Source organism: Pantoea stewartii (genome assembly GCF_011044475.1).
Lineage (GTDB): Bacteria > Pseudomonadota > Gammaproteobacteria > Enterobacterales > Enterobacteriaceae > Pantoea > Pantoea stewartii.
This window is the reverse complement of sequence record NZ_CP049115.1, coordinates 3,724,167-3,749,712: the sequence shown is the minus strand read 5'-3', so window position 1 is coordinate 3,749,712 and position 25,546 is coordinate 3,724,167. Positions and strand designations below refer to the sequence as shown.

Annotated in this window: 24 protein-coding genes; 6 read left to right on the top strand and 18 right to left on the bottom strand. The window is 53.9% G+C overall.

What is annotated here, in order from left to right:
- Nucleotides 1–23 precede the first annotated feature (23 nt).
- The 4 genes from G5574_RS17590 to proS all read left to right on the top strand — a co-directional run bounded on the left by G5574_RS17590 (nucleotide 24) and on the right by proS (nucleotide 3,873).
- Nucleotides 24–839, top strand: a complete 816-nt coding sequence (locus G5574_RS17590; RefSeq protein ID WP_164482978.1) for a MetQ/NlpA family lipoprotein — start codon at nucleotides 24–26, stop codon at nucleotides 837–839.
- A 126-nt stretch (nucleotides 840–965) separates the two neighbouring features.
- Complete coding sequence (gene rcsF, locus G5574_RS17585; protein WP_006117786.1) at nucleotides 966–1,364, top strand: Rcs stress response system protein RcsF; 399 nt, start codon at nucleotides 966–968, stop codon at nucleotides 1,362–1,364.
- Complete coding sequence (tsaA, locus tag G5574_RS17580; protein ID WP_033740326.1) at nucleotides 1,361–2,065, top strand: tRNA (N6-threonylcarbamoyladenosine(37)-N6)-methyltransferase TrmO; 705 nt, start codon at nucleotides 1,361–1,363, stop codon at nucleotides 2,063–2,065. The genes rcsF and tsaA overlap by 4 nt, the downstream gene beginning before the upstream one ends.
- 89 nt (nucleotides 2,066–2,154) lie before the next feature.
- The gene (gene proS, locus G5574_RS17575; protein ID WP_033740325.1) at nucleotides 2,155–3,873 is read left to right on the top strand and encodes a proline--tRNA ligase; all 1,719 of its coding nucleotides are present in this window, start codon (nucleotides 2,155–2,157) and stop codon (nucleotides 3,871–3,873) included.
- 91 nt (nucleotides 3,874–3,964) lie between these two features.
- Here the strand turns inward: proS and arfB are convergent, their stop codons facing one another.
- Complete coding sequence (gene arfB / locus G5574_RS17570) at nucleotides 3,965–4,375, bottom strand: alternative ribosome rescue aminoacyl-tRNA hydrolase ArfB (protein ID WP_006117783.1); 411 nt, start codon at nucleotides 4,373–4,375, stop codon at nucleotides 3,965–3,967.
- 217 nt (nucleotides 4,376–4,592) lie between these two features.
- On the opposite strand from arfB, the gene G5574_RS17565 reads away from it, so the two are divergent.
- Together G5574_RS17565 and rof are read left to right on the top strand one after the other, a co-directional pair.
- Nucleotides 4,593–4,793: a YaeP family protein gene (locus G5574_RS17565; protein ID WP_033740323.1), complete on the top strand. Its 201-nt coding sequence runs from the start codon at nucleotides 4,593–4,595 to the stop codon at nucleotides 4,791–4,793.
- Complete coding sequence (gene rof, locus G5574_RS17560) at nucleotides 4,780–5,040, top strand: Rho-binding antiterminator (RefSeq protein WP_033740322.1); 261 nt, start codon at nucleotides 4,780–4,782, stop codon at nucleotides 5,038–5,040. Before G5574_RS17565 ends, rof begins: the two co-directional genes overlap by 14 nt.
- A 40-nt stretch (nucleotides 5,041–5,080) precedes the next feature.
- Here the strand turns inward: rof and G5574_RS17555 are convergent, their stop codons facing one another.
- From G5574_RS17555 to ispC, 17 genes are all read right to left on the bottom strand, one after another.
- A complete protein-coding gene (locus G5574_RS17555; RefSeq protein ID WP_164482977.1) occupies nucleotides 5,081–5,389 on the bottom strand; it encodes a c-type cytochrome in 309 nt (102 codons plus the stop codon).
- Nucleotides 5,386–6,693 carry a tRNA lysidine(34) synthetase TilS gene (gene tilS, locus G5574_RS17550; RefSeq protein ID WP_164482976.1) on the bottom strand — a complete coding sequence of 436 codons (1,308 nt, stop codon included), beginning with the start codon at nucleotides 6,691–6,693 and terminating at the stop codon, nucleotides 5,386–5,388. The genes G5574_RS17555 and tilS overlap by 4 nt, the downstream gene beginning before the upstream one ends.
- Before the next feature lie 47 nt (nucleotides 6,694–6,740).
- The gene (locus tag G5574_RS17545; RefSeq protein ID WP_033740319.1) at nucleotides 6,741–7,130 is read right to left on the bottom strand and encodes a VOC family protein; all 390 of its coding nucleotides are present in this window, start codon (nucleotides 7,128–7,130) and stop codon (nucleotides 6,741–6,743) included.
- 20 nt (nucleotides 7,131–7,150) lie between these two features.
- On the bottom strand, nucleotides 7,151–9,307 hold the full coding sequence (locus G5574_RS17540) for a lysine decarboxylase LdcC (protein ID WP_058708986.1): 2,157 nt from the start codon (nucleotides 9,305–9,307) through the stop codon (nucleotides 7,151–7,153).
- Nucleotides 9,308–9,428: 121 nt separating this feature from the next.
- On the bottom strand, nucleotides 9,429–10,385 hold the full coding sequence (accA, locus tag G5574_RS17535; protein WP_033740317.1) for an acetyl-CoA carboxylase carboxyl transferase subunit alpha: 957 nt from the start codon (nucleotides 10,383–10,385) through the stop codon (nucleotides 9,429–9,431).
- Nucleotides 10,386–10,397: 12 nt separating this feature from the next.
- A complete protein-coding gene (gene dnaE, locus G5574_RS17530; RefSeq protein WP_033740316.1) occupies nucleotides 10,398–13,880 on the bottom strand; it encodes a DNA polymerase III subunit alpha in 3,483 nt (1,160 codons plus the stop codon).
- Between the two features lie 28 nt (nucleotides 13,881–13,908).
- Nucleotides 13,909–14,535 (bottom strand): ribonuclease HII, encoded by a 627-nt coding sequence (gene rnhB / locus G5574_RS17525; RefSeq protein ID WP_164482975.1) that lies wholly within the window; start codon nucleotides 14,533–14,535, stop codon nucleotides 13,909–13,911.
- Complete coding sequence (lpxB, locus tag G5574_RS17520; RefSeq protein WP_164482974.1) at nucleotides 14,528–15,676, bottom strand: lipid-A-disaccharide synthase; 1,149 nt, start codon at nucleotides 15,674–15,676, stop codon at nucleotides 14,528–14,530. The genes rnhB and lpxB overlap by 8 nt, the downstream gene beginning before the upstream one ends.
- 3 nt (nucleotides 15,677–15,679) lie before the next feature.
- Entirely contained in the window at nucleotides 15,680–16,468 is a 789-nt protein-coding gene (gene lpxA, locus G5574_RS17515) for an acyl-ACP--UDP-N-acetylglucosamine O-acyltransferase (protein ID WP_006117770.1), read from the bottom strand.
- Between the two features lie 3 nt (nucleotides 16,469–16,471).
- On the bottom strand, nucleotides 16,472–16,927 hold the full coding sequence (fabZ, locus tag G5574_RS17510; RefSeq protein ID WP_164482973.1) for a 3-hydroxyacyl-ACP dehydratase FabZ: 456 nt from the start codon (nucleotides 16,925–16,927) through the stop codon (nucleotides 16,472–16,474).
- A gap of 151 nt (nucleotides 16,928–17,078) precedes the next feature.
- Nucleotides 17,079–18,104, bottom strand: a complete 1,026-nt coding sequence (lpxD, locus tag G5574_RS17505) for a UDP-3-O-(3-hydroxymyristoyl)glucosamine N-acyltransferase (RefSeq protein WP_033740314.1) — start codon at nucleotides 18,102–18,104, stop codon at nucleotides 17,079–17,081.
- A gap of 3 nt (nucleotides 18,105–18,107) precedes the next feature.
- Nucleotides 18,108–18,653: an OmpH family outer membrane protein gene (locus G5574_RS17500; RefSeq protein ID WP_191091151.1), complete on the bottom strand. Its 546-nt coding sequence runs from the start codon at nucleotides 18,651–18,653 to the stop codon at nucleotides 18,108–18,110.
- A gap of 51 nt (nucleotides 18,654–18,704) precedes the next feature.
- The gene (bamA, locus tag G5574_RS17495; RefSeq protein ID WP_164482972.1) at nucleotides 18,705–21,116 is read right to left on the bottom strand and encodes an outer membrane protein assembly factor BamA; all 2,412 of its coding nucleotides are present in this window, start codon (nucleotides 21,114–21,116) and stop codon (nucleotides 18,705–18,707) included.
- Nucleotides 21,117–21,167: 51 nt separating this feature from the next.
- A complete protein-coding gene (gene rseP / locus G5574_RS17490) occupies nucleotides 21,168–22,517 on the bottom strand; it encodes a sigma E protease regulator RseP (protein ID WP_033740312.1) in 1,350 nt (449 codons plus the stop codon).
- Between the two features lie 12 nt (nucleotides 22,518–22,529).
- The gene (cdsA, locus tag G5574_RS17485; RefSeq protein WP_006117764.1) at nucleotides 22,530–23,387 is read right to left on the bottom strand and encodes a phosphatidate cytidylyltransferase; all 858 of its coding nucleotides are present in this window, start codon (nucleotides 23,385–23,387) and stop codon (nucleotides 22,530–22,532) included.
- Nucleotides 23,388–23,405: 18 nt separating this feature from the next.
- Entirely contained in the window at nucleotides 23,406–24,158 is a 753-nt protein-coding gene (gene ispU, locus G5574_RS17480; RefSeq protein ID WP_006117763.1) for a (2E,6E)-farnesyl-diphosphate-specific ditrans,polycis-undecaprenyl-diphosphate synthase, read from the bottom strand.
- Nucleotides 24,159–24,335: 177 nt separating this feature from the next.
- Nucleotides 24,336–25,532, bottom strand: a complete 1,197-nt coding sequence (ispC, locus tag G5574_RS17475; protein ID WP_006117762.1) for a 1-deoxy-D-xylulose-5-phosphate reductoisomerase — start codon at nucleotides 25,530–25,532, stop codon at nucleotides 24,336–24,338.
- Nucleotides 25,533–25,546: the final 14 nt, after the last annotated feature.

Genomic DNA, 25,546 nt, shown 5'->3' with positions numbered 1-25,546 from the left:
AATATCACTATTAAGGAAAGGATATGTCTTTCAAATTTAAAAACATTGCCGCTGTGGGTGCATTAATTGGCGCGATTGCGCTGGCAGGATGCGATCAAAAAGCCAAAGATCCCAACCATATCAAAGTGGGCGTGATCGTCGGCGCTGAACAGCAGGTTGCCGAAGCGGCGGCCAAAGTGGCGAAAGATAAGTACGGTCTGGATGTTGAGCTGGTGACCTTTAATGACTATGTGCTGCCGAACGAAGCACTGAGCAAAGGCGATATCGATGTGAATGCGTTCCAGCACAAACCGTATCTGGATCAACAGATCAAAGATCGCGGTTACAAGCTGGTTTCTGTAGGTAACTCTTTTGTTTATCCGATTGCGGGCTATTCGAAAAAAATCAAATCGCTGGATCAACTGCAGGATGGCGCACAGATTGCCATTCCTAACGACCCAACCAACCTGGGCCGTTCGCTGCTGCTGCTGCAGAAAGTGGGCCTGATCAAGCTGAAAGACGGTGTGGGCCTGCTGCCAACCTCGCTGGATATCGTTGAGAATCCAAAACACCTGAAGATTGTTGAGCTGGAAGCGCCACAGCTGCCACGTTCACTGGACGATCAGCAAATCGCCCTGGCCGTGATCAACACCACTTACGCCAGCCAGATTGGCCTGACGCCGGCGAAAGATGGCATCTTTGTGGAAGATAAAGACTCCCCTTACGTGAACCTGATTGTGGCGCGTGAAGACAACAAAGACGCGGAAAATGTGAAGAAATTCGTGCAGGCTTATCAGTCTGACGAAGTGGCTGACGCGGCCAATAAAGTGTTTAACGGTGGTGCCGTTAAAGGCTGGTAAGGTCGTCTGATCTCTTCCCTCAGGGCGGCTTTTAGCCGCCCTTTCTGTTATTGCCATTTGCTGACTTGTTATTTATCCGTGTCCTTGTTTCAATAACGCCACTTTTTGACACTTGAGGATGTTGCTATGCGTTTTTTACCGCTCTGCTTGTTAGCATTGATGCTGACAGGGTGTGTTCGGGAATACCACCCAATAAGCAGCGCACCTTCTCATCCGCAGCAATCCAGCGAACCGACACGTAAGCCAACGTATCGTCCCGCCCCCGTTAAGGTGTACACCGATGCTGCCGATCTGGTGAGCAAGCCCTTCCGCGATCTGGGTGAAGTCTCCGCAGAAGATTGCCAGATGAGCAATCAGAGTTCACCGCCCAATATCGCCACCGCGCGTAAACGTATGCAGATTAAAGCCGCACAGATGAAAGCTAATGCGGTACTGCTTCACAAATGTGAAATCGTGAGCAGCACCCCGGGCTGCTACCGTCAGGCTGTCTGCCAGGGTTCGGCGCTGAAAGTCACCAGTCAATGAGTGATTTTGCCTTTGCGCAGATCGGCGTAATCCGTTCGCCGTGGAAAGAGAAGTTCGCTGTCCCGCGTCAGCCTGGTCTGGTTCAGGACGGCGGCGGCGAACTGCATCTTTTGCCGCCTTATAATCAGGCAGAGGCCGTGCGCGGCCTGGAAGACTTCAGCCATCTCTGGGTGCTGTTTGTTTTTCATCAGACCCTGGAAGGCGGCTGGCGTCCGACCGTTCGCCCGCCCCGTCTGGGCGGTAACGCGCGCATGGGCGTTTTTGCTACGCGATCGACCTTTCGCCCTAATCCGATTGGGATGTCGCTGATTGAGCTCAAAGGCATCCGCTGCGCGAAGCAACAGGTCATTCTGGAGCTGGGCAGTCTGGATCTGGTGGACGGCACGCCGGTGGTCGATATCAAGCCCTATCTGCCCTTCGCCGAAGCCCTGCCTGAGGCGAGAGCGGGTTTTGCGCAGTCCGCGCCGGAAAGCAGCATGCCTGTGCGGTTTTCGCCGCTGGCCGGGCAGCAGTTGCAGCAATATGCGCGCTATCCCTATCTTGCCCGCTTTATCCGTGAGGTTCTTGCGCAGGATCCGCGCCCCGCTTACCGTAAAGGTGAGGAAAAGGATCGCATTTATGCCGCCTCGCTGCTTGAGTTTACTGTGCGCTGGCGCGTTGATCACGCAGGCACGGAAGTCGTGGCCATCGATCCGCGTTAAAACCCGCTTTTTAGCCGGTGATCTCACTGGTACACTAGCCGCCAGCCTATTTTCGTCCGTGAATTTCCGATCAACTGGAATTGTAATCAATGCGTACTACTCAATATCTGCTCTCTACTCAGAAAGAGACACCGTCTGACGCGGAAGTGATCAGCCACCAGCTGATGCTGCGTGCTGGCATGATCCGTAAACTGGCCTCAGGGTTATATACCTGGCTGCCAACCGGACTGCGCGTATTAAAAAAAGTCGAAAACATCGTTCGCGAAGAAATGAACAACGCCGGTGCCATTGAGATTTCAATGCCTGTGGTCCAACCCGCAGACCTGTGGCAGGAGAGCGGCCGCTGGGAGCAGTACGGTCCAGAATTACTGCGTGTTGCCGATCGTCATGAACGTCCGTTTGTGCTCGGCCCAACGCATGAAGAAGTGATTACCGATCTGATTCGTAATGAGCTGAGCTCTTATAAACAGCTGCCGCTGAATCTGTATCAAATTCAGACCAAATTCCGTGATGAAGTGCGCCCACGTTTTGGCGTGATGCGTTCGCGCGAGTTTATCATGAAAGATGCCTACTCCTTCCACACCACGCAGGAATCACTGCAGGAAACCTATGACGCGATGTACCGCGCTTATAGTCAGATCTTCAGCCGTATGGGTCTGGATTTCCGTGCCGTGCAGGCGGACACCGGCTCGATTGGTGGCAGTGCCTCACATGAGTTCCAGGTACTGGCACAGAGCGGCGAAGATGATGTGATCTTCTCAACCGACTCTGACTATGCGGCGAACATTGAACTGGCCGAAGCCGTGGCACCGGCGGGCGAACGCCCTGCGCCTCAGGAAACAATGCGTCAGATCGATACACCGAATGCCAAAACCATCGCCGATCTGGTGAATCAGTTCCAGATGCCGATTGAGAAAACCGTGAAGACGCTGATGGTCAAGGGTGCAGAGGGAAGCGGTCATGCTCTGGTTGCCTTCCTGGTCCGCGGCGATCACGAACTGAACGAAATTAAGGCTGAAAAATCGCCGCTGGTTGCGTCACCGCTGGTTTTCGCGACCGAAGAAGAGATTCGTGCCGTGGTGGGTGCTGGCTTTGGTTCGCTGGGGCCGGTCGGGTTGACGATGCCGATTATCGCAGACCGTACCGTGGCGAAGATGAGTGATTTCTGCGCCGGTGCAAATGTGGACGGTAAGCACTACGTTGGCATTAACTGGGAACGCGATCTGCCCATGGCCGAGGTTGCTGATATCCGTAATGTGGTAGAAGGCGATCTGAGCCCGGACGGCAAAGGCACATTGCAGATCAAACGTGGTATCGAAGTAGGCCATATTTTCCAGTTGGGCACCAAATACTCCGAAGCGATGAAAGCGGCCGTTCAGGGTGAAGATGGTCGTAATCAGGTCATGACGATGGGGTGCTACGGCATCGGTATTACCCGTGTAGTGGCGGCGGCGATCGAGCAGAACCATGACGATCGCGGTATCATCTGGCCTGCGGCACTGGCCCCGTTCGACGTAGCGATTCTGCCAATGAACATGCAGAAATCATTCCGCGTAAAAGAGTTAGCGGAAGAACTGTACAACACGCTGCGCGCGAAAGGCGTCGAGGTGATTCTGGATGACCGTAAAGAACGTCCAGGCGTTATGTTCGCCGATATGGAACTGATTGGCGTCCCGCATACCATCGTGATTGGCGATCGCAATCTTGATAACCAGGAGATCGAATACAAAGCCCGTCGTGCCGGTGAAAAGCAGATGATTAAGCAGGATGAGATTGTCGATTTCCTGCTCAAGGCACTGAACAAGTAAGCCTGCCATAACGCCCCTTCATGGGGCGTTTTTTTTAACGCATGGTCGACTCTGTTCTCCTGACGACCACAGGTAATTCTCTGGCCACGTCTTACAGCACTTTACCGCGCAATGCTTTGGTCTGGCTGCGCCGTGATTTCCCTTCCAGCCTGCGCGCTTTCGACGCGCGTGTCGGTCGTGTTGAGCGCCGGACTTTCTCTACCTTCGTGAGCTCCTGAATCAAATTCACCAGCCGTTGCAGCGCCGCTTCGCGGTTCATCTCCTGGCTGCGGTATTCCTGCGCCTTGATGATAATCGTCCCGTCGCCGGTAATTAAATGATGGCTGGCACTGAGCAACCGCTCTTTATAAAACGGCGGCAGGGAAGACGCGGCGATATCAAAACGCAGATGAATAGCGGTGCTGGTTTTGTTGACGTGCTGGCCCCCTGCCCCCTGCGCCCGAATGGCCGTCAGTTCAATTTCATTGTCTGGCAGCTCGACATTCCGTGACAGCGCAATCATCGTCCACCCGCCTTTGTCCGGTTCCCGTTTTTTCGCTCTGACCTGTTCATCAACTTAACCTTTCGTGCTTTATCCTGAAACGTCTGATACGGCGTAGTCCGCTACTTTAGCAGTGATTTGCTCGCTGTTCCTGCTTTCGCCTGGCTGATTTTCTTGAAATGCCTGTGATATAGTCGCAAATCAACCAGAGTATTTATGCTCTGCTGAGGAGGTGCCCGTGCAAAAATATTGTGAGTTAGTTCGCCAAAAATATGCCGAAATTGGCAGCGGAGATCTGGGCTATATTCCCGATGCCATCGGCTGCGCGCTTAACGCGCTTGATGCTATTGCCGCGAATGCTGCGCTAAACTCTTCTCTCAGGGAACAGGCGGCTTATGCCGCCGCAAACTTATTGGTGAGCGACTATGTTGATGAATGAAGCTTATAAACCCATCAATTGCGATGACTACGATAATCTGGAACTCGCCTGCCAAAAAAACTGGATGCTGTCGCTGGCGTTAAAAGATGGCGAACAGCTAAAGGCAAAGGCCAGGGACATCCTTTCACGTAAAAACGTGGAGTATCTGGCCATTGAACTGTCCGGTGAAACACGCGAGTTACGTCTCGATCATATTGCCAGTTTTAGCCATCCTGAACTCGGCACCGTCGTGGTCAGCGAAGAGTAATTCACTTCCCGTCGGGCGGGATGCATTCCCGCCCATCTCATCAGGGCTTTAACGAACTGTAGTACGCCGCTAAATCTGTTATCTCCTCATCGCTGAGCCCCGCAACAAACGCTTTTATCACCTCTGCCTGACCACCGTTGCGCTCTCCCTTCTTATAGGCCTGTAGCGCGTGCGCGAGATAAGCGGCGTTTTGGCCCGCCAGGCTGGGATAAAGGGGAACCGTCGCAATGCCTTTCGGACCATGGCACGCCGTACAGGCCGCCGAACGCTGTTCGCCCGCGTGAATATCGCCTGCGGCACAGGCCGGAAACAACGTAAAAAACGTTAATGCCACTATCCATTGTTTCACAACGATACTCCTGTAGGTTTGTGCCAGTGAATCTGCCAGCCCTGTGCCTCCCCTGCTGCGCCTTCACGGGTCACGAACAGGCCGGGCGCGCAAATAAGCGTTTGATTATAATAAATGAGCGGAATACGTTCCCGCTGCCATGACGGGATATTCAACGCCTGCCAGATTTTCTTCATCTCGCGCCCGCCCGCGCGATCCACTATATGCACGTACCCTGTCGCGTGAAAACGCACAAATACCTGTTCCTCCGGTGTCGGTCGTCGTAGTAAAGGCATTGTATAATCGGGCTGCAGCGTGCCGATATGCTGCGGCAGGGGCAATGTCTGGTTGAGATTCTTCCAGGCGATTTCGCAGTCGCGTAACGAGTCTCTGAGCGGCAAAATATAAAGCTGCTGGCGATAACGGCGAATTTCGCTGTGGCCTAACCGTAGCCGTGGCTGGGCATCTTCACGACTCAGCATCACTTCCTGACGAATGCGGCGCAACGCATCGCGTGAGGGCATTTGCGCGCCCTGTCCGGCCAGCCAGCGACGCAGCAAAGCATTACTGCGCACTTCACTCATGGTCAGTAACGCGGAGAAACACAGGCTACCGTCCGGCTGAATCAGCGCAGCGAGTTGTTCCGCCAGCAACTCATCCAGCAGTTGCTCCTGCTCAGCACAGAGCGCCGCACTGCGCGCCGTCGCACTGGCGAAATGGGGCCAGCGTGCCACGACGACCGGTAAGAATTGCTGACGAAGAAAATTGCGGTCGTAACGCACATCCTGATTGCTCTCATCTTCAACCCATTGCAACTGATGCGTTTGGGCATACTGCTCTAATGACTGCCGGGAACAGCTTAACAGCGGGCGAAGCAGAGGATTTTTACCCAGAGAGCCCGCCACCGGCATGGCCGCCAGGCCGGCCGGGCCACTGCCGCGTTTCAGGGCCAGCAGGACGGTTTCACACTGGTCGTCCAGGTGCTGTGCGGTAAGGAGTTTCTCATCCGCATGGAGCGCCTGGTGCAATGCCCGATAACGGGCCTGCCGCGCCGCCGCTTCAATGCCATCGCCCTGATCGGTTACCTGCACGCGCAGGATCTCGCAGGGGATCTGCCATGTTGCGCACAGGGTCTGGCAATGCGCCGCCCAGTGGTCGGCATTAGCACTGAGGCCATGATGGACATGCAGCGCACGCAACCGCGAGGCCGGATGGTGCTGTTGCCAGTCCCGCAGCTTATGCAGCAAGACAGTAGAATCCAGGCCACCGCTAAACGCCACTACCAGCGCGTCGTTTTCATTCAGCAGTGCGTCAAAATCAGACATGATAATTCCATAACTCAGGCAGTGGGACGAGCCATAAAGCCGCCAGTTTACGCCTGATACAACTCAAGCGGCAAACCATCCGGATCAGCAAAAAAGGTACAGGGTTTCCCGGTAAGCGCGTCAATGCGAATGGGTTCACATGTCACGCCCTGCGTGTCCAGATAGCGCACCGCGGCTTCCACGTCCGGCACGCTGAAAGCCAGATGGCGAAGGCCACAGGCTTCCGGCTGACTGACCCGGGCGGGCGGGTGTGGAAAGGAAAACAGCTCAATGGTGTACTGACCGTTTAACGCCAGATCGCCTTTCCACGAATCGCGCGCTTCGCGGTAGTGCTCACTTTGCAGTTCAAATCCCAGTATGTCGCAGTAAAAGGCTTTACTGCGATGATAATCTGACGCAATGATGGCGATATGGTGAATGTGCGTTAGCTGTAGCATGTTTGCTCCCTGTTGGTCCTTCATTCCTGTTCCCCGCTCTGTTTCAGCACACGTACCCGATATTCACCTTCATCGGTTAGCGTCGCGCCGTGAATATCTGTCTCAAAGCCAGGATAGTGGCGCCCAATGCTACACAGCATGAGCAGGAAGTCGAGCACGGCGCGGCTTTGTTCTGTGATCATTTCGCCAGGCATCACCAGCGGTACACCGGGAGGATAAGGCAATATCATGTTGGCAGAGATACGGCCCACCAGCTCATTCATGTTTACGGTCTCAATATTGCCTTTTACCTGCTGCTGAAACGCCTGATGCGGCGTCATTTTCATCTCAGGTAAGACATCAAAGGCTTTCAGCATCAGACGCGGCAGGTCATGTTGCTGAATCAGGCGATGAATCCCCTGCGCCAGCGTCTGGATGCGCATCGTGCGGTAAAAGTCGGGATCTTCCGCATACAGATCCGGCAGCATGTTTTTTACGCGCAGATTCAGGTCGTAGGCGCGCTTAAATTCGGTTAATCCACGCAGCACGCTCATCGCCTTGGTCTTGTCGATGCCAATACTGAACAGGAACAACAGGTTATACGGACCGGTCTTTTCCACCACAATCCCACGCTCATCAAGGAATTTCGCCACCAGCGCAGCGGGGATCCCCTCTTCGGCCATTTCTCCTAACTCGCTCATGCCCGGTGTAAGAATGGTGACTTTGATCGGATCGAGATACATATGATCGCGATCGGCCTGGGTGAAACCATGCCACGCTTCGTCTCCCGGCTGGATCGGCCAGCACTGCGCTTCATCCACATGCTCTGGTTGCCAGATATCAAAGAACCAGCTGTCCGACTCTTCGCGCAACCGCTGTATTTCACGACGAAAATGTAACGCGCGCTCGACTGACCGATTGATGAGCCTTTTCCCCGGATTCCCCCGCAGCATGGCGGCGGCTGTTTCAATAGAGGAAACAATCGCGTAATTGGGCGATGTGGTGGTGTGCATCATGTAGGCTTCATTAAAGGTTTGTTCGTCGTACTCGCCTTTGATGTGAATTAATGAGGCCTGCGAAAAGGCAGCCAGCAGTTTATGCGTGGACTGGGTTTCATAAATCACCTTGCCTGGTATCCGCTCACCGCTCATGCCGCTTTTCCCCTCATAGATAGGGTGAAAATTGGTGTAAGGCACCCAGGCCGAATCAAAGTGAATCGAGGGGACGTCGAGCGTTTGCTTGATGTACTGCGTGTTATAAAGCAAACCGTCGTAGGTCGAGTTAGTAATTACTGCATGAACGGGCCAGCTGGCGCGCGGCGTGGCAGCCACTTTCTGTTCAATGCTGGCACGGGTAAATTCTTTTTGCGGAATGCCGCCCAGAATGCCTAAGGCATTGCGTGTGGGTTTTAGCCAGACAGGAATCAGATCGCTCATCATCAGCAAGTGGGTAAGCGACTTGTGGCAGTTGCGGTCAACCAGAATCGTGCTGCCTGCCGGCGCGGCATACATGCCCACGATCTTGTTTGAAGTCGAGGTGCCGTTAGTCACCATATAGCTCTGTTCCGCACCGAACGTGCGGGCGATGTACTCTTCGGCCTCAAGATGTGGTCCGGTATGATCCAGCAGCGAGCCCAGCTCAGTCACCGAAATCGAAATATCCGACTTAAGCGTATTCGCGCCAAAGAAGTCATAGAACAAACAGCCCACCGGGCTTTTCTGGAAGGCCGTCCCGGCCATATGGCCCGGAGTGCAGAACGTGTACTTTCCCTCTTTCACATAGGTGAACAACGCTTTAGTTAACGGTGGTGTAATGTGGTCGAGGTAATCATCCGTGTACTGGCGGATGTGCAAGGCGATATCGTCGGCCGCATTCAGCGCGTACTCAAAAAAATGCAGCGGTAGCCGCATCTCATTGATGCTGATATCCATTTGCGAGTGGGTATTAATAAAGGCATACAGGGGCAGGTATTCATTGAGCTGATTAATTTCACCGCACAGCTCAGGGCTGTTGTGCTCATCCCAGTCAAAAATCACACCGCTGATACGGGGATTGTGTTCAATCAGTTTGAGAAGATCATCTGTGTTTTTAGGCCGTATGAGCTGAAAACCTTGCTGACTCAGTGCTACATCCAACTCGCGTAACGGTTCATCTTTGTAAAACACGCCATGCGCGCCCATGATCGCCAGAATATTCAATGCACATCTCCCTGATTGTTGAGGCATTGAGTAAGCATAGCGAATTACGCCACGAAACCGCAGTCAGATTCGTGGCATAAAAAAAGCGGACCGTAGTCCGCTTTTACGTCACAGCACTGAATCAGGCGTAGCCATAACTCATCAGACGCTGATAACGGCGATCTAATAATTCTTCGGTGCTTAACCCTTCCAGGTCGGCCAGATCGGCCAGCAGTTGCTGTTTTAGCGTCTGCGCCATTTCGACCGGATGGCGATGCGCGCCGCCCAGTGGCTCAGGGATGACCGAATCAATCAGCTTAAGCTCTTTCAGACGCGGCGCGGTAATGCCCATCGCTTCTGCGGCCAGCGGCGCTTTATCGGCGCTTTTCCACAGAATAGAGGCACAGCCTTCCGGTGAAATGACCGAATAGGTGCTGTACTGCAGCATGTTCACTTTGTCGCCCACGCCGATAGCCAGTGCGCCACCCGAACCGCCCTCACCGATAACGGTACAGATGACCGGTACTTTCAGGCCTGACATTTCGCGCAGGTTGCGTGCGATAGCTTCAGACTGACCGCGCTCTTCCGCGCCCACGCCCGGATACGCACCCGGCGTGTCGATAAAGGTGATGATAGGCATTTTAAAGCGTTCGGCCATTTCCATCAGGCGCAACGCTTTGCGATAGCCTTCCGGTGCCGGCATACCAAAATTACGGCGAATCTTCTCTTTGGTTTCGCGCCCTTTCTGGTGACCGATGATCATCACAGGACGGCCGTCGAGGCGGGCAATCCCGCCGACAATCGCTTTGTCATCCGCATAAGCGCGGTCACCCGCAAGCTCATCGAAATCGTCAAACGCATTGCGCACATAATCAAAGGTATAAGGACGTAATGGATGTCGCGCCAGTTGGGCGATTTGCCATGCGCCCAAATCGGCGAAGATTTTACGTGTCAGCTCAACGCTTTTCTCGCGCAGGCGCTTAACTTCTTCGTCGAGATTGACGTGTTTATCGTCCTGACGACCAATCGAGGTAAGCGAATCAATTTTTGCTTCCAGTTCTGCGATTGGCTGTTCAAAATCCAGGTAATTAAGACTCATAATGTTCCTGTTTTAGTCAAACTCCAGTTCTACCTGCTCCGATCCAATTAACGACCGCAAATCGTTGAGTAAACGATCGCTGGGCGATATTCGCCACGCTGCACCAAAGCGTAGCTTCGCTCGCGCGTCGGCTCTCTGATAGTAGAGATGCACCGGAATTGTCCCTGAACGATGAGGCTCAAGGGACTGACGGAGTCGGTTTAATAGCTGGTCATCAATTTGCCTGTCTGTCAGCGAGATAGCAAGTCCGCGCGCGTATTTTTCACGCGCTTCATCTATGTCCATGACTTCACGGGCGGTCATTTTAAGGCCACCACTAAAGTCATCAAAGCTGACCTGTCCGCTGACGATCAGGATACGGTCTTTCTCCAGCAGTTGCTGGTATTTATCTAACGCATCGGTAAATAACATGACTTCAAGACGGCCAGAGCGGTCGTCCAGTGTACAAATACCAATTCGGTTGCCGCGTTTGGTCACCATTACACGCGCAGCAATCACCAGGCCTGCCGCGACGGTAATCTTACCACGATCGGTCGGATGCATATCTTTCAAACGCATCCCACCCACGTAACGCTCAATTTCTTTCAGATACTGGTTAATCGGGTGGCCGGTCAGATACAAACCCAGGGTTTCCCGTTCACCGTCCAGTTGCACCTGTTCCGGCCATGGCGTGACGCTGGCGTAAGACTGTTCGACCTGCTCAGGCTCATCGGCCAGCACGCCAAACATGTCGGCCTGACCGATCGCTTCCGCTTTAGCATGCTGATCTGCCGCTTTCAGCGCATCGTTCAGTGCGCTCATCAGGGCGGCACGATGTGGGCCCAGACGATCAAAGGCACCGGACATGATCAACTTTTCCATCACGCGGCGATTGATCTTTTTGGTATCCGTTCGCGCGCAGAGATCGAACAGTTCGCGGAAGTAACCGCCTTCGTTACGCGCATCGATGATCGCCTCGATCGGCCCTTCACCCACACCTTTGATGGCGCCGATACCGTAAACGATCTCGCCCTCATCATTAACGTGGAACTGATACAGACCCGAGTTAATGTCCGGCGGCAGGACTTTCAGCCCCATGCGCCAGCATTCATCTACCAGACCCACCACTTTTTCTGTGTTGTCCATATCCGCCGTCATCACAGCCGCCATGAATTCCGCTGGATAGTGCGCTTTCAGCCATAAGGTCTGATAAGACACCAGCGCGTAAGCGGCGGAGTGCGACTTGTTAAAGCCATAACCCGCGAATTTCTCTACCAGATCGAAGATTTTCATCGACAGTTCGCCATCGATGCCCATCTTTTCCGCGCCCTCTTTAAAAACAGAGCGCTGTTTGGCCATCTCTTCAGGCTTCTTCTTACCCATGGCGCGACGCAGCATGTCCGCCCCGCCCAGCGTATAGCCGGACAGGACCTGAGCAATCTGCATGACCTGTTCCTGGTAGAGGATAATGCCGTAGGTCGGCTCCAGTACCGGCTTCAGGCTTTCGTGTTGCCACTGAATATCCGGGTAAGAGATGGCTTCCCGACCGTGCTTACGGTCAATAAAGTTATCAACCATGCCCGACTGTAAGGGCCCCGGACGGAACAGGGCCACAAGCGCGATCATATCTTCAAAACAGTCAGGCTTCAGGCGCTTAATCAGATCTTTCATGCCGCGCGATTCAAGCTGGAAAACCGCGGTGGTTTCCGCGCGCTGCAGCATGTCGAAGCTCTTTTTGTCTTCAAGCGGAATGGTTGCGATATCGATCGGCGGTAAGCCCTGCTTTTCGCGGCGCGGGTTAATCATTTTCAGCGCCCAGTCAATGATGGTGAGCGTTCGCAGCCCCAGGAAGTCAAACTTCACCAGGCCCGCATATTCCACATCATTTTTATCGAACTGGGTTACCGGATACTGACCGTTTTCATCACAATACAGCGGTGCAAAATCGGTGATCTTCGTTGGCGCGATCACCACGCCACCCGCATGTTTACCGGCGTTTCGGGTTACCCCTTCCAGCTTCCGCGCCATATCGATAAGCGCTTTAACCTCTTCATCCGCCTCATAAATTTCAGGCAGCTGCGGTTCCGCGGCAAAGGCTTTGTCCAGCGTCATGCCCGGATCGGGCGGCACCAGTTTTGAAATACGATCGACAAAACCATAGGGATGGCCCAGCACGCGGCCCACGTCACGAATGACCGCCTTGGCCGCCATCGTACCGAAGGTAATAATCTGGGATACCGCTTCGCGGCCGTACATATCGGCCACGTGTTCAATCACCTGGTCACGTTTTTCCATACAGAAATCGACGTCGAAATCGGGCATGGAAACGCGTTCAGGGTTAAGAAAACGTTCGAACAGCAGGTCGAACTCAAGGGGATCGAGATCGGTAATTTTGAGCGCATAGGCCACCAGCGAACCGGCCCCCGAACCGCGTCCCGGCCCTACCGGTACGCCGTTATCTTTCGACCACTGGATAAACTCCATTACGATCAGGAAGTAGCCGGGGAATCCCATCTGGTTGATTACGTTCAGTTCAACGTCCAGACGTTCATCGTATTCCGGCCGTTTTTCCGCCCGCACGGCTTCATCCGGGAACAGCATCGCCAGACGTTCTTCCAGCCCCTCACGGGATTTCATTACCAGGAAATCCTCGGTGGTCATGTCGCCCGTGGGGAACTGCGGCAGAAAGTACTCACCCAGTCTGACGGTGACGTTACAACGCTTAGCAATCTCTACGCTGTTTTCAAGCGCTTCAGGGATGTCTGCGAACAACTCGCACATCTCGTCTTCGCTGCGCATATATTGCTGAGGACTGTAATTACGGGGCCGTTTAGGATCGTCCAGCGTATAACCATCATGAATGGCGACGCGAATTTCATGCGCATCAAAGTCCTCTTCATTCAGGAAGCAGACCTCGTTCGTGGCCACAACCGGGATGCCTTCGGCAATCGCCAGCTCAACGGCGGCGTGCAGATAGGTCTCTTCGTCGGGTCGTCCGGTACGTACCAGTTCCAGGTAATAGCGATCGGCAAAATGTTGCTGATAAAATGCCAGGCACTCTGAAACCAGTGCGCTGTTACCGCGCAGCAGACTGCGCCCCACATCTCCACGACGGCCACCTGACAACAGGATCAGGCCTTCCTGTAATTCAGCCAGCCAGTCACGATCGATTATCGGACCGGCCACACCGTAACCGCGTTGATACGCGCGGGAGATGAGTAACGTGAGGTTTTGATAGCCGGTGTTGTTGGCCGCCAGCACCGTAATCTGGGTCAGTTCATCCCCCATCAGCTCACTGGCAACGTTAAAATCCGCCCCGATAATCGGTTTGATCCCCGCCCCATGCGCACCACCGTAAAATTTCACCAGACCACACAGGTTGGTGAAGTCGGTAATCGCCATGGCTGGCATGCCTAACGCAGCCGCTTTCTTAATCAGCGGGCCGGTTTTCGCCAGGCCGTCGATCATGGAATAGTCGCTGTGAACATGCAGATGTATAAAACGGGGTTCGGCCATATCAGTTTCCGGTTAAAACAGGGGCGGATTAGCGCAGCGTGGAGGCGCTGCTCGCCAGCACTTCGGCATCGATGAGCGCATTACGCACCGGCGCAAAGCTGCGGCGGTGATGTGGTGTTGCGCCATACTGCGTTAACTTTTCCATATGTAACGCCGTAGGATAACCTTTATGTTGCGCAAAACCATACTGCGGAAACAACAAATCCAGCTCTGCCATTTCACGATCGCGCGTGACTTTGGCGATGATCGAGGCCGCACTGATTTCAGCAACCAGGCTGTCGCCTTTTACTACGGCCAGTGATGGCACAGGCAAGGCCGGACAGCGATTGCCGTCAATCAGCACATAATCAGGCGTGATCGCCAGGCCGGCCACCGCGCGCTGCATCGCCAGCATCGTGGCATGCAGAATATTCAGGCTGTCGATCTCTTCCGGTTCGGCTCGGCCCAGACTCCAGGCCAGCGCATGCTCTTTAATCTGATCAAACAGCGCCAGGCGACGTTTCTCTGAGAGCTTTTTCGAATCGGCCAGGCCCGGAATGGGTTTCGCCGGATCGAGAATTACCGCCGCAGTCACCACCGCACTAACCAGCGGGCCGCGCCCCACTTCATCCACACCGGCAATCAGTCGGGCGTTGGGATAGATAAAATCAGCCATTGGCGAGCTCCAGTACCGCATTTGCGGCTTGTTCGTCCGCATTCCAGCGAATCTGCTGGTGCAGTTCGTGGAAGGTCTGCAATAACGTTTCGCGTTCATGACTGGCATGTAACAGCGGATCCAGCGCCGCAGCCAGCGCTTCAGGTTGGCACTCATCCTGCAGCAGCTCTTTGACCAGCTCTCGCCCGGCCAGCAGGTTAGGCAACGAAACGTAGTCAGTTTTGACCAGGCGTTTTGCCAGCCAGAAGGTAAGCGGCTTCATGCGGTAGCCCACGACCATGGGGCATTTCGCCAGCATGCATTCAAGCGCCGCGGTGCCGGACGCCAGCAGCGCAGCATCACTGGCCACCATCGCTTCACGGCCCTGCCCGTCCAGCAGATGCACGGGCAGCTCCGGCGCAACCTGCGCTTTGATTTGCTCAAACTGCTCGCGGCGCTTCGGGTTAACCAGCGGCACCACAATTTCCAGCGCCGGATAGCGCTTACGCAGTATCTGCGCCGTTTTAAGAAAGTCAGCACTCAGCATGTCAACTTCGGCACCGCGACTGCCGGGCAATAACGCCAGACACTGGGCATTGTCGTCAAGGCCCAGATGGCGACGGGCGGCGGCTTTGTCGGGCTGTAGCGGCATAGCATCCGCCATGGTGTGGCCGATAAAACGGCACGGGACACCGAAACGATCGTAAAAGGCTTTTTCAAACGGCAGAAATGCCAGCACCAGATCGGTGTTGCGACCGATTTTGAACACCCGTTTTTGCCGCCAGGCCCAGACAGAGGGACTGACGTAATGAATCGTGCGAATGCCTGCGCGCTTAAGATTACCTTCCAGCGTGATATTGAAATCCGGTGCGTCAATACCGACAAACACATCGGGTTTCAGCGAGATAAAGCGCTGTGTCAGATCGCGACGAATAGCCAGCAAGCGGCGCAATCGTCCCAGCACTTCCACAATGCCCATCACCGCCAGTTCTTCCATTTCGTACCAGGCTTCACAGCCTTCGGCCTGCATCAATGGGCCTGCGACGCCAACAAACCGGGCATCAGGATGACGCGCTTTTAAGGCACGAATCAGGCCTGCACCAAGGATGTCGCCAGAGGTTTCTCCGGCGACGACGGCTATCGTAAGGGGACGCGCTGACATGAATTAGCGAATTAATCCACGAGTTGAACGGGCAAAAAAGTCATAGAAAGGCTGCACTTCACTGTGTTGCTGAGCAATCGCTTCGATTTCTGGCTTAACCTCATCCAGCGTTCTGCCGCTGCGGTAAAGCAACTTATAGGCATTACGAATCGCGTGCAGTGACTCTTTGCTGAAGCCGCGACGTTTCAGGCCTTCAATATTGATTCCGAATGGCGTCGCGTGATTCCCCTGTGCAATAACATAGGGCGGCACATCCTGAGCAACGCCTGAACACCCGCCAACCATCACATGCGCGCCAATGGTGCACCACTGGTGCACAGCGGTCATACCGCCAATGATGGCGAAATCATCCACCGTGACATGGCCGCCCAGCGTGGCGTTGTTGGCCATGATGCAGCGGTTGCCGATCACACAGTCATGGGCGATGTGGACGTTAACCATCAGCAGGTTGTCGCTGCCGACAACCGTGACATTCGTGCCCTGCGTCGTGCCGCGATGAATGGTGACGCTTTCACGGATTCGGTTACGATCGCCAATCTCAACCCGGGTAGGTTCGCCCGCGTATTTTAAATCCTGATTCACTTCACCAATGGAGGCGAACTGATAGATCTGATTGTCTTTACCGATACGTGTATGGCCATTCACCACAACGTGTGACTTGAGTACGGTTCCTTCACCAATTTCAACATTCGCCCCGATAAAGCAGAACGGGCCGATATGAACGCCAGGGCCGATGATGGCCCCGTCTTCAATGACAGAACTGGGATGGATGTTGGCGGTTGGATCAATCACGAATTATTCCTCCCGGCTACGGGCACACATCATGGTCGCTTCACAAACGATTTTACCGTCCACGGTCGCTACGCCGTTAAAGCGCGTCAGACCACGGCGGGTTTTCTCGAAAGTCACTTCCATAATCATTTGATCGCCCGGTACGACCGGACGCTTGAAACGGGCATTATCAATGCCTGCAAAATAATAGAGCTCGCCTGGCTCCAGTTTACCCACGCTTTTGAATGCCAGAATACCGGTAGCCTGCGCCATCGCTTCCAGAATCAGAACGCCGGGAAAAATCGGTTTACCAGGGAAATGCCCCTGGAAAAACGGTTCGTTAAAGGAGACGTTCTTTACCGCGCGCAGATATTTGTTTTCTTCAAAATCCAGCACGCGGTCTACCAGCAGAAACGGATAACGGTGCGGCAGCAGCTCTAAAATCTCTTCAATTTGCAGAGTATGAGTTTCAGTAGTCAAAATACTCTTCCTGTCCTAAAAATCTGATGACATCAATAACACGGCCTGCACCGATCATCATGATCGTTGGCAGGCCGCAAATAGTTTCCGTGGCGCCTGGCTTCCCTGCTTACACTGTTATTATGAAAGCCGGTCAGTCATGGGATGGCGTTTAGTCGTCTTTGCCGACTTTGCGCTCGATTGCTTTTAAGCGTTTGCTCATGTCGTCGATATTCATCACCAACGCTGCAGTTTTGCGCCAGGTTTTGTTGGGCTGTAATGGAATTCCTGAGGAGTATACACCAGGTTCTGTTATCGGACGCATAACCATGCCCATACCGGTTACGGTTACTTTGTCACAGATTTCCATATGGCCGTTGATGACGCTGGCACCGCCAATCATACAATAACGACCAATTTTTAAACTACCCGCCATGATCACACCGCCAGCAACCGCAGTATTGTCGCCAATCACTACGTTGTGGGCAATCTGACATTGGTTATCTATGATAACACCATTGCCGATCAGAGTGTTATCCAGCGCACCACGATCAATGGTCGTACAGGCACCAATTTCTACCCGATCGCCAATAATCACCGAGCCCAACTGCGGTATTTTCACCCAGTTACCCCGATCGTTCGCGTAGCCGAAGCCATCAGAACCGATGACGGTGCCGGACTGAATCAGGCAATGCTGACCAATGACTACTTCATGGTAAACCGAGACGTTAGCCCACAAACGCGTACCGCTGCCGATACGGGTTTTTTTACCCACAAAACAGCCTGCGCCAATGACAACGTTATCACCGAGCTCAACGTCAGATTCAATAACCGCATTGGCCCCGACAGAGACATTGGCACCGAGTCTCGCGCTGGGATCAATCACAGCACTTGGCGCAATATCCTGCGCGGGCTGTGGCGTAGTGTCGAGCAGCTGCGCCATTCTCGCATAGGTGAGATAAGGATTTTTCACCACCAGCGCGGCGGTTTTACACCATTCCAGATCCGCTTCCGTCAGCACCACGGCTGATGCCTGGACCAGCGCGAGCTGCTCGCGGTAGCGGCTGTTGGCAAGAAATGTGATTTGACCAGTTGTGGCGGATTGCATAGAAGCAATGCCGGAGATGGCGATATCGCCATCTCCGTGCAATTCTGCATCCAACTGCTGGGCTAAATCAGCCAGTCGAATTGATGACATCGATTATTTAACCTGCTTCGCAACTTCATCAGTGATGTCTTTCACATCAGAACCAGAATAAAGCACAGCCTGAGAATTCAGGACCAGGTCATATCCGCCGCTTTTGGCAACTGACTGAACGGCAGTCTGGATTTTTTCCAGCAGCTTGTTACGTTCCTGAACCTGACGAGTCTGGTTGTCTTTCTCAAACGCGTCTGCTTTCGCCTGGAAGGCATTGCGCTCAGATTCGATCTGCTTCTCTTTCTTGTTGCGCTCGCTCGCCTTCATGGTCGGCGCATTGCGCTGCAGATCCTGCATTTCCTGCTGAATTTTGTCGTGCTGAGAACGGAGTTCAGTGGCGCGGCCCTGGAACTCACTCTCAAGCTGTTTGGAGATAGCAGCGCGCTGAGGTGATTTCTGGAAAACCTGGCTCAGATCAACAGTTGCGACTTTATCGGCCGCCTGTGCGCCAGCAGAAGCAGCCAATGCAACACCCAGAGTAACTGCACATAACAACTTTTTCACTATAAACTCCTTACCCTCAACATGTATGTTTGCAGTGCGGAGCATAACAATGCTCCACAGCTGCAAGCTATTTTTTTCACATCCCTGTACAGAACGTTACCAGGTTTTACCAATGTTAAACTGGAACTGCTCTGACTTATCTCCATCCACTTTCTTAACCGGCTGGGCGTAGGAGAACACTAACGGCCCCAGCGGTGACATCCACTGTAAAGACACACCGGTCGAGACGCGAATGTTGTTTGGATCGCTGTAGTCAGGAATACCGGCAGCGCGCGTTTCAGCGGTGTTCTGCCATTTGGTATCCCAGACGGTACCGGCGTCGACAAACAGCGATGTACGCACCGAGTTCGAATATTTCTCACTCAGGAACGGCGTGGGCGTAATTAGCTCAAGGCTGGCAATCGCCATCGCGTTACCGCCCACCGCATCACTCGATTTACAGATACCGTTAGGATCGCTCAGGTTACAGTACGACGAGCCATCATTCAGGTAGGCCGCTTTCGGACCGATGGTGTTGGACTGGAAGCCACGCACGGTACTGGAACCACCGGCGTAGAAGTTCTCATAGAACGGCATCTCTTTACCGCCCAGCCCGTCACCATAGCCGACACGGCCACGGCCCAGCACAACCCAGGTGTGATCTTTATTGATCGGCACATACTGTTGGCTGTCCAGGGTGACTTTGTAGAACTCATTATCGGAACCCGGGATCGTCACCTTACCGTTCAGGTTGGTACGGTTACCCGAGGTCGCGAAGAAACCGCGGTCCAGCGTGTTATACGTCCAGCCATAGTTAAAGGTGAAGTCGTCAGCCGAGAAATCGCCATTGCGGTTTAACTGCTGTGGCTTACCGACTGAGTCCAGATAGCGCCACATCGCAACCTGAGGACGCATATCCGACAGGTCGTTGTGCACATAACCCAGACCGACGCGCAGCGAGTTGTTCTCATTGATTGGGAAGCCCAATGTCCCGTCTGTACCGTAACTTCTGTTGGTATAGCCGGAGAGATCGGCGTCGCTGGCCTTAAAGTTGTTGTAGAACACCCGGCCGCCCAGACTCACACCATCAACGGTAAAGTAAGGATCGGTCAGGGAGAACTCTGCATAGGTCTGGTAGTCGTTTTTGGTTCCGCTGATACCGACGGTATTCCCGGTACCCAGCCAGTTATCCTGGGTCACGCCGACCTGGAAGCTGACGCCACTTTCCGTACCGTAGCCGACGCCGAAGTTAAAGGTACCGGTGTTACGCTCTTTAACTTTGTAAACCACGTCAACCTGATCCGGTGAGCCCGGTACACGCTGCGTATCCACGTCAACGGTTTCGAAGTAACCTGTACGATTCAGGCGCTCTTTACCCTGATCGACCAGATCGCTGCCCAGCCAGGCACCTTCCATCTGGCGCATTTCGCGACGCAGTACGGCATCTTTCGAGGTGTCGTTACCTTCAAAGCGCACTTTACGCACGTAGTAGCGGTTGCCCGCATCCACGTTGATATGCAACTTAACGGTTTTATCGGCATCGTTAATTTCAGGCTGCGTCACGACGCGCGGATAGGCATAACCGTAGCGGCCTAACAGCTTCTTGATATCATCTTCCATCGACGTGACTTTTGCGCCGTTATACAGCTCGCCCGCCGGGATTTTGGTCAGGTGTTCGATTTCCGCCGAATGGCCGGCCATGCTGCCGTTAACAATAACGCCGGCAATCTTGTACTGATCGCCTTCGGTGATGTTAACGGTGATGTAGATGCCTTTCTTATCCGGCGTCAGGCTCACCTGCGTCGAATCAATATTGAAACGGGCATAACCGCGATCCAGATAGAAGCTGCGCAGGGTTTCAAGGTCACCCGCCAGTTTCTGTTTCTGGTATTTACGGTCAGCCACCACGTTCCACCACGGCACTTCGTCACGCAGCTGGAAACGGGAAATGAGTTCGTCTGAACTGAAGGCTTTATTACCTACAATGTTGATCTGCTGAATTTTGGCAGAAACACCTTCGGTAAAGACCAGTTTCAGATCGACGCGGTTACGCGGCAGCGGTGTGACAACGGCTTTTACGCTGGCGGTATATTTACCCACGCTGTAGTAGAAGTCTTCCAGTCCCTTCTCGATTGAAGAGATTGTGGTGCGGTCCAGCGCTTCGCCGACGCGCACACCTGAGGCTTCAAGGTTCTGTTTGAGCTGATCGTCCTTAACCGCTTTGTTACCGCTGAAGGTAATGCTGGCGATGGTAGGACGTTCTTTAACCTGAACAATCAGCGTATTACCATCTCGCAGGACCTGAACATCCTCAAAGTTGCCAGTCGCGAACAGGGAGCGAATGGTATTTCTGACGTCATCGTCATTCACCGTATCGCCAACCCGAACTTGCATGCTCAGCAGAGCCGCGCCGACGGCGACTCGCTGCAGCCCTTCGAAATGAATGTCCTTCACCACGAAATCGTCTGCACCGTAAACGGTGGCGCTGCTAAACAGCAGCGACGCTATGAGCAACTTTTTCATCGCCATCGTTATTATGCGTTTTCCTAACACATCCCACGCAAGCTCGCGTTCCAGCGGTTACAGGCGTGAGAAATCATTGAAAAGTGCAAGCCCCATTAACATCACCAGCAGTATTGAGCCGATGCGATAACTAAAGTCTTGAACTCGATCGGACACCGGTCCCCCTTTGATCTTTTCGATCGCCAGGAAGAGCAAGTGCCCACCATCTAAAACCGGCAGCGGGAACAGATTGATGATTCCTAAGTTGACGCTAATCAACGCCAGGAACATCAGGTAGTAAATCATTCCGTACTCGGCTGACAAACCTGCACCTTGCGCAATCGAGATTGGGCCGCTCAGGTTGTTCAACTTCACATCACCGGTTATTAACTTGCCCAACATGGAGACGGTCAGCTTCATCAGTTGCCAGGTTTTTACACTGGCCTCACCAATGGCCGGGAACGCGCCATATTGTCTTACCGTTTTGTACTCGTCTGGCAGAGGAACAACTCGCGGAATGACGCCCGCAAACCCTTCCGCTTTATTTCCAGGTTTCGCTTCCGGCGTCAGGGTCAACTTCACCGCTTCACCGTTGCGATCGACCTCAAGGGCCATACTTTTTCCGGGGTTATCCCGAACCTGAGTCGCAAAAAGCTGCCATTGCGTTAATAACTGACCATCGACTTTAACGATCCTGTCGCCCGCTTGCAAACCGGCTTCACTGGCGGGTGAATTCTTTTGCACTTCAGCCAGTGTCGTTTCGATCTGTGGACCGCGAGGACGTATCCCCAGCGCCACCACCGGATCCTGCTTATCAGGCTCAAACTGCCAGTTCCGCAAATCAACGTGCTTTTGCTGCGTCCCTTGTTCGCCAAAGCGACCCACTGTCAGCGTCGTGCTGCTGTCACCGATTTTACCGACCAGCGCCATGCGCACAGCTTCCCAGTCAGGCGTTTCGATACCGTCGACGGCCTTAAGTTCCGTTCCGGGTGTAATTTGCGCTTCCGCCGCTACCGAACCGTTCAGAATTTCACCAACCACAGGTTTCACACCCGGCACGCCATGAATGAAGACGACCCAGTAGGCAAAGATGGCGAACAGGAAATTGGCGACAGGACCAGCAGCGATAATGGAGGCGCGCTGCCAGATGGCTTTATTGTTAAACGCCTGGTGCCGGAGTTCCGCAGGGACGCTTTCGACCCGCTCATCCAGCATTTTGACGTAACCGCCAAGTGGAATGAGGGCAAGAACAAATTCGGTCCCATGGCGGTCACGGCGTTGCCATAACGCTTTACCAAAACCGATTGAAAAACGTTCGACTCTGACCCCGCAGCGCCGCGCCACCCAAAAATGGCCAAATTCATGCACCGTAATTAATATGCCCAGTGCAATGATGAATGCGGCAAAACTCCAGATTACGCTTAACATCGTCGTTTGCCCTTAGAGTGTCTGAAACACCAACAGTAACAGGCAGGCAAAGACCGGTACGGCTGCTGTCAGGCTGTCAATGCGGTCGAGGATGCCGCCATGTCCCGGGATCAGGTTACCACTGTCTTTGATACCGGCTTCACGTTTAAACATGCTTTCCGTGAGATCGCCCAGGACTGATGCGAGCGTCGAAATCACCGCACACATGACCAGCGTGCCCGTCGGGATGGTCAGCGGCGCAAAGCTGGCAAACAGCACAGCAATAAGCGCGGAAGAGACCAGTCCGCCCAAAAATCCTTCCCAGGTTTTACCGGGTGACACTTTGGGGGCCAGCTTATGCCTGCCAAACAGCTTACCGAACATATAGGCACCTGAATCGGCCCCCCAGACCAGAAACATGACAAACAACAGCCACCATGCACCGGCAAAATGATCAGATTCGTAGTGATACTGGCGGAGCGCCATCATGCCCCAGAAGAAAGGAATAATGGTTAAGACACCGAACAGCAGGCGGAGAAGCCGGGAATGACGCCAGAGTGTCGCAGAGGCTGGATAAAACAGAACCAACAGCAGCGCGCCCGTCCACCAGGCCAGCGAAGCCCACAGCCAGCCTGTAACCTGCGGCAGATAGGCGTTATGTTCGTAAGGGGGAAGGGTAAGGAGCATAAGCGTCAGCACAAGGCCACAGATCACGGCCAGCCAGATACGTTGCTGACGCGATGCCATACCGGACAGTTGCCCCCATTCCCAGGCGGCAAGCATACAGATGATAATCGTAACAATTGCAAAGCCAACAGGCGGTAACCAGAACAATGCAGCGATCACCAGCGGAATAAGGATCAGCGCGGTGATCAGACGAGACTTCAGCAAAGGTTACCCCCAGATTGCTCAGGCGCCGCCTGGTGCAGCGCCGCCAAAGCGTCGCTCCCGCAGAGAGAATGCATTCAGTGCACCTTCAAAAACGTGTTCATCAAAATCCGGCCAGAGCACATCAGTAAAATAGAATTCCGCATAGGCAATCTGCCACAACAGGAAGTTGCTAATCCGATGCTCTCCCCCGGTCCTTATCACTAAATCCACTGGCGCCAGCTGGTTCATACACAGCTGCGACGTCAGACTCTCTTCGGTTATCTGATCAGGGCGTAACAAGCCTTCCTGTACCTGTTCAGCCAACTTTTTAACACCTTCGATGATATCCCAACGTCCGCCGTAATTAGCGGCGATGTTTAACGTCAGGCGATCGTTATTTTCCGTCAGCGCCTCGGCCCGACGGACACGTTCCTGAATACGCGGGCTGAATCGACTGATATCGCCAATAATGCGTAAGCGGACATTGTGTTTATGCAGGCTCTTCACTTCGCTATCCAGCGCCCAGACAAACAGTTCCATTAAGGCTGTCACTTCCTGCGCAGGACGGCTCCAGTTTTCGCTGCTAAAGGCGTAAAGCGTTAACGCTTCCAGATTATTATTGACAGCAAAGCTAACGGCGCGGCGTACTGATTTCACGCCCGCTTTATGGCCGGAAATACGCAGTTTTCCCTGGTTTTTAGCCCAGCGGCCATTGCCATCCATGATGATAGCGACGTGGCGCGGACCGGTACCCTGTTGGTCATCGGTGTTGTTGTGATTTTCAGACGACATAACGCGTAATCAATTCCTTTCATCAGAAATGCTGTGGTTTCTGAATACATTGCGCCCGGTACAAATCCCGACATTGCCTGCCGGGCCACACCGAATTCGGTGACAGACCGTTAAACGCGAGCCAGCGACTATAACATTTTCACCCGAAGCGAACAAATAGCCTCAGCGTAATCGTTATTACGACGTGAAATGGGACAACATTTCTGTTGCCGCCGCGCGTGCGCTTCGGTCAATGTCAATGACCGCATCCACGGAGTCCGGCTCCTGACAGTGATGCGCCGACAGCACTGCGCTGTTCAACGCGGCAATATCCGTAAAACGGATCTGCTTATCCAGGAAAGCCGCCACGGCAATCTCATTGGCCGCATTGAGCGTGGTGGTCGCTGCCTGTCCGGCTTCGCAGGCATCAATCGCGAGTTTGAGACAGGGGTAACGACCAAAATCAGGTGCCGAGAAGGTCAGTGCCGACATGCGGGTAAAGTCCAGCGGTGTGACCCCAGCCTCAATACGTGCGGGCCAGGCCATACTGTGGGCGATTGGTGTCCGCATGTCAGGCGAACCTAACTGGGCCAGCACGCTGCCATCGCAATACCGCACCATGGAGTGGATCACCGATTGTGGGTGCAAAATCACTTCCATCTGCGCTGCGCTGGCATTAAACAGCCAGCGCGCTTCAATGTATTCAAGACCTTTATTCATCATGGTGGCCGAATCAACAGAGATTTTACGCCCCATTGTCCAGTTCGGATGTGCACAAGCCTGATCTGGCGACATATTGCTCAGATCCGCTAAATTTGTGTCACGAAAAGGGCCACCCGATCCCGTAAGAATAATCGACTCAATGCCGTTATTCTGCAGGTCAGCGTAACCTAACTGATGCTGGATGGAAGCGGGCAAACTCTGAAAAATGGCATTGTGCTCGCTATCGACCGGCAACAACTGCGCGTTATGTTGACGTACCGCCTCCATAAATAAACGGCCGCAGGTGACCAGCGATTCTTTGTTCGCCAGCAAGACCGTTTTGCCGGCGCGAATGGCGGCCAGCGTGGGTAATAACCCCGATGCACCCACAATCGCGGCCATCACCTGGTCAACCTCATCCAGCGCGGCCAGTTCACAGGCTGCCTGAACGCCGGAGAGCACTTCAGTCCTGATCTTCAATGCTCTCAGTCGCTCACGTAGCGCGGCGGCAGCGTCTTCATCTGCCATGGCGGCGTAGCGCGGTTGAAACTGTGCACACTGTTCTGCCATCAGGGCTACATTTTTGCCCGCCACCAGCGCCGTGACCTGGTAAAGCGCCGGATTGGCTTTAACAACGGCCAGCGTGCTGGTGCCGATTGATCCGGTCGAACCCAGCAGAGTTAATCGCTTCATAATGCTGTCCCTGT

Excerpts from the sequence above, each read along its gene's own strand:
- G5574_RS17590 (WP_164482978.1), top strand. The coding sequence starts at position 24 with ATGTCTTTCAAATTTAAAAACATTGCCGCTGTGGGTGCATTAATTGGC.
- rof (WP_033740322.1), top strand. The coding sequence starts at position 4,780 with ATGTTGATGAATGAAGCTTATAAACCCATCAATTGCGATGACTACGAT.
- G5574_RS17545 (WP_033740319.1), bottom strand. The coding sequence starts at position 7,130 with ATGCTACAGCTAACGCACATTCACCATATCGCCATCATTGCGTCAGAT.
- tilS (WP_164482976.1), bottom strand. The coding sequence starts at position 6,693 with ATGTCTGATTTTGACGCACTGCTGAATGAAAACGACGCGCTGGTAGTG.
- rseP (WP_033740312.1), bottom strand. The coding sequence starts at position 22,517 with ATGTTAAGCGTAATCTGGAGTTTTGCCGCATTCATCATTGCACTGGGC.
- accA (WP_033740317.1), bottom strand. The coding sequence starts at position 10,385 with ATGAGTCTTAATTACCTGGATTTTGAACAGCCAATCGCAGAACTGGAA.
- bamA (WP_164482972.1), bottom strand. The coding sequence starts at position 21,116 with ATGGCGATGAAAAAGTTGCTCATAGCGTCGCTGCTGTTTAGCAGCGCC.
- proS (WP_033740325.1), top strand. The coding sequence starts at position 2,155 with ATGCGTACTACTCAATATCTGCTCTCTACTCAGAAAGAGACACCGTCT.
- lpxB (WP_164482974.1), bottom strand. The coding sequence starts at position 15,676 with ATGTCAGCGCGTCCCCTTACGATAGCCGTCGTCGCCGGAGAAACCTCT.
- lpxD (WP_033740314.1), bottom strand. The coding sequence starts at position 18,104 with ATGTCATCAATTCGACTGGCTGATTTAGCCCAGCAGTTGGATGCAGAA.
- G5574_RS17500 (WP_191091151.1), bottom strand. The coding sequence starts at position 18,653 with ATGCTCCGCACTGCAAACATACATGTTGAGGGTAAGGAGTTTATAGTG.
- arfB (WP_006117783.1), bottom strand. The coding sequence starts at position 4,375 with ATGATTGCGCTGTCACGGAATGTCGAGCTGCCAGACAATGAAATTGAA.
- rnhB (WP_164482975.1), bottom strand. The coding sequence starts at position 14,535 with ATGGCTGATTTTATCTATCCCAACGCCCGACTGATTGCCGGTGTGGAT.
- dnaE (WP_033740316.1), bottom strand. The coding sequence starts at position 13,880 with ATGGCCGAACCCCGTTTTATACATCTGCATGTTCACAGCGACTATTCC.
- rcsF (WP_006117786.1), top strand. The coding sequence starts at position 966 with ATGCGTTTTTTACCGCTCTGCTTGTTAGCATTGATGCTGACAGGGTGT.
- tsaA (WP_033740326.1), top strand. The coding sequence starts at position 1,361 with ATGAGTGATTTTGCCTTTGCGCAGATCGGCGTAATCCGTTCGCCGTGG.
- ispU (WP_006117763.1), bottom strand. The coding sequence starts at position 24,158 with ATGTCGTCTGAAAATCACAACAACACCGATGACCAACAGGGTACCGGT.
- ispC (WP_006117762.1), bottom strand. The coding sequence starts at position 25,532 with ATGAAGCGATTAACTCTGCTGGGTTCGACCGGATCAATCGGCACCAGC.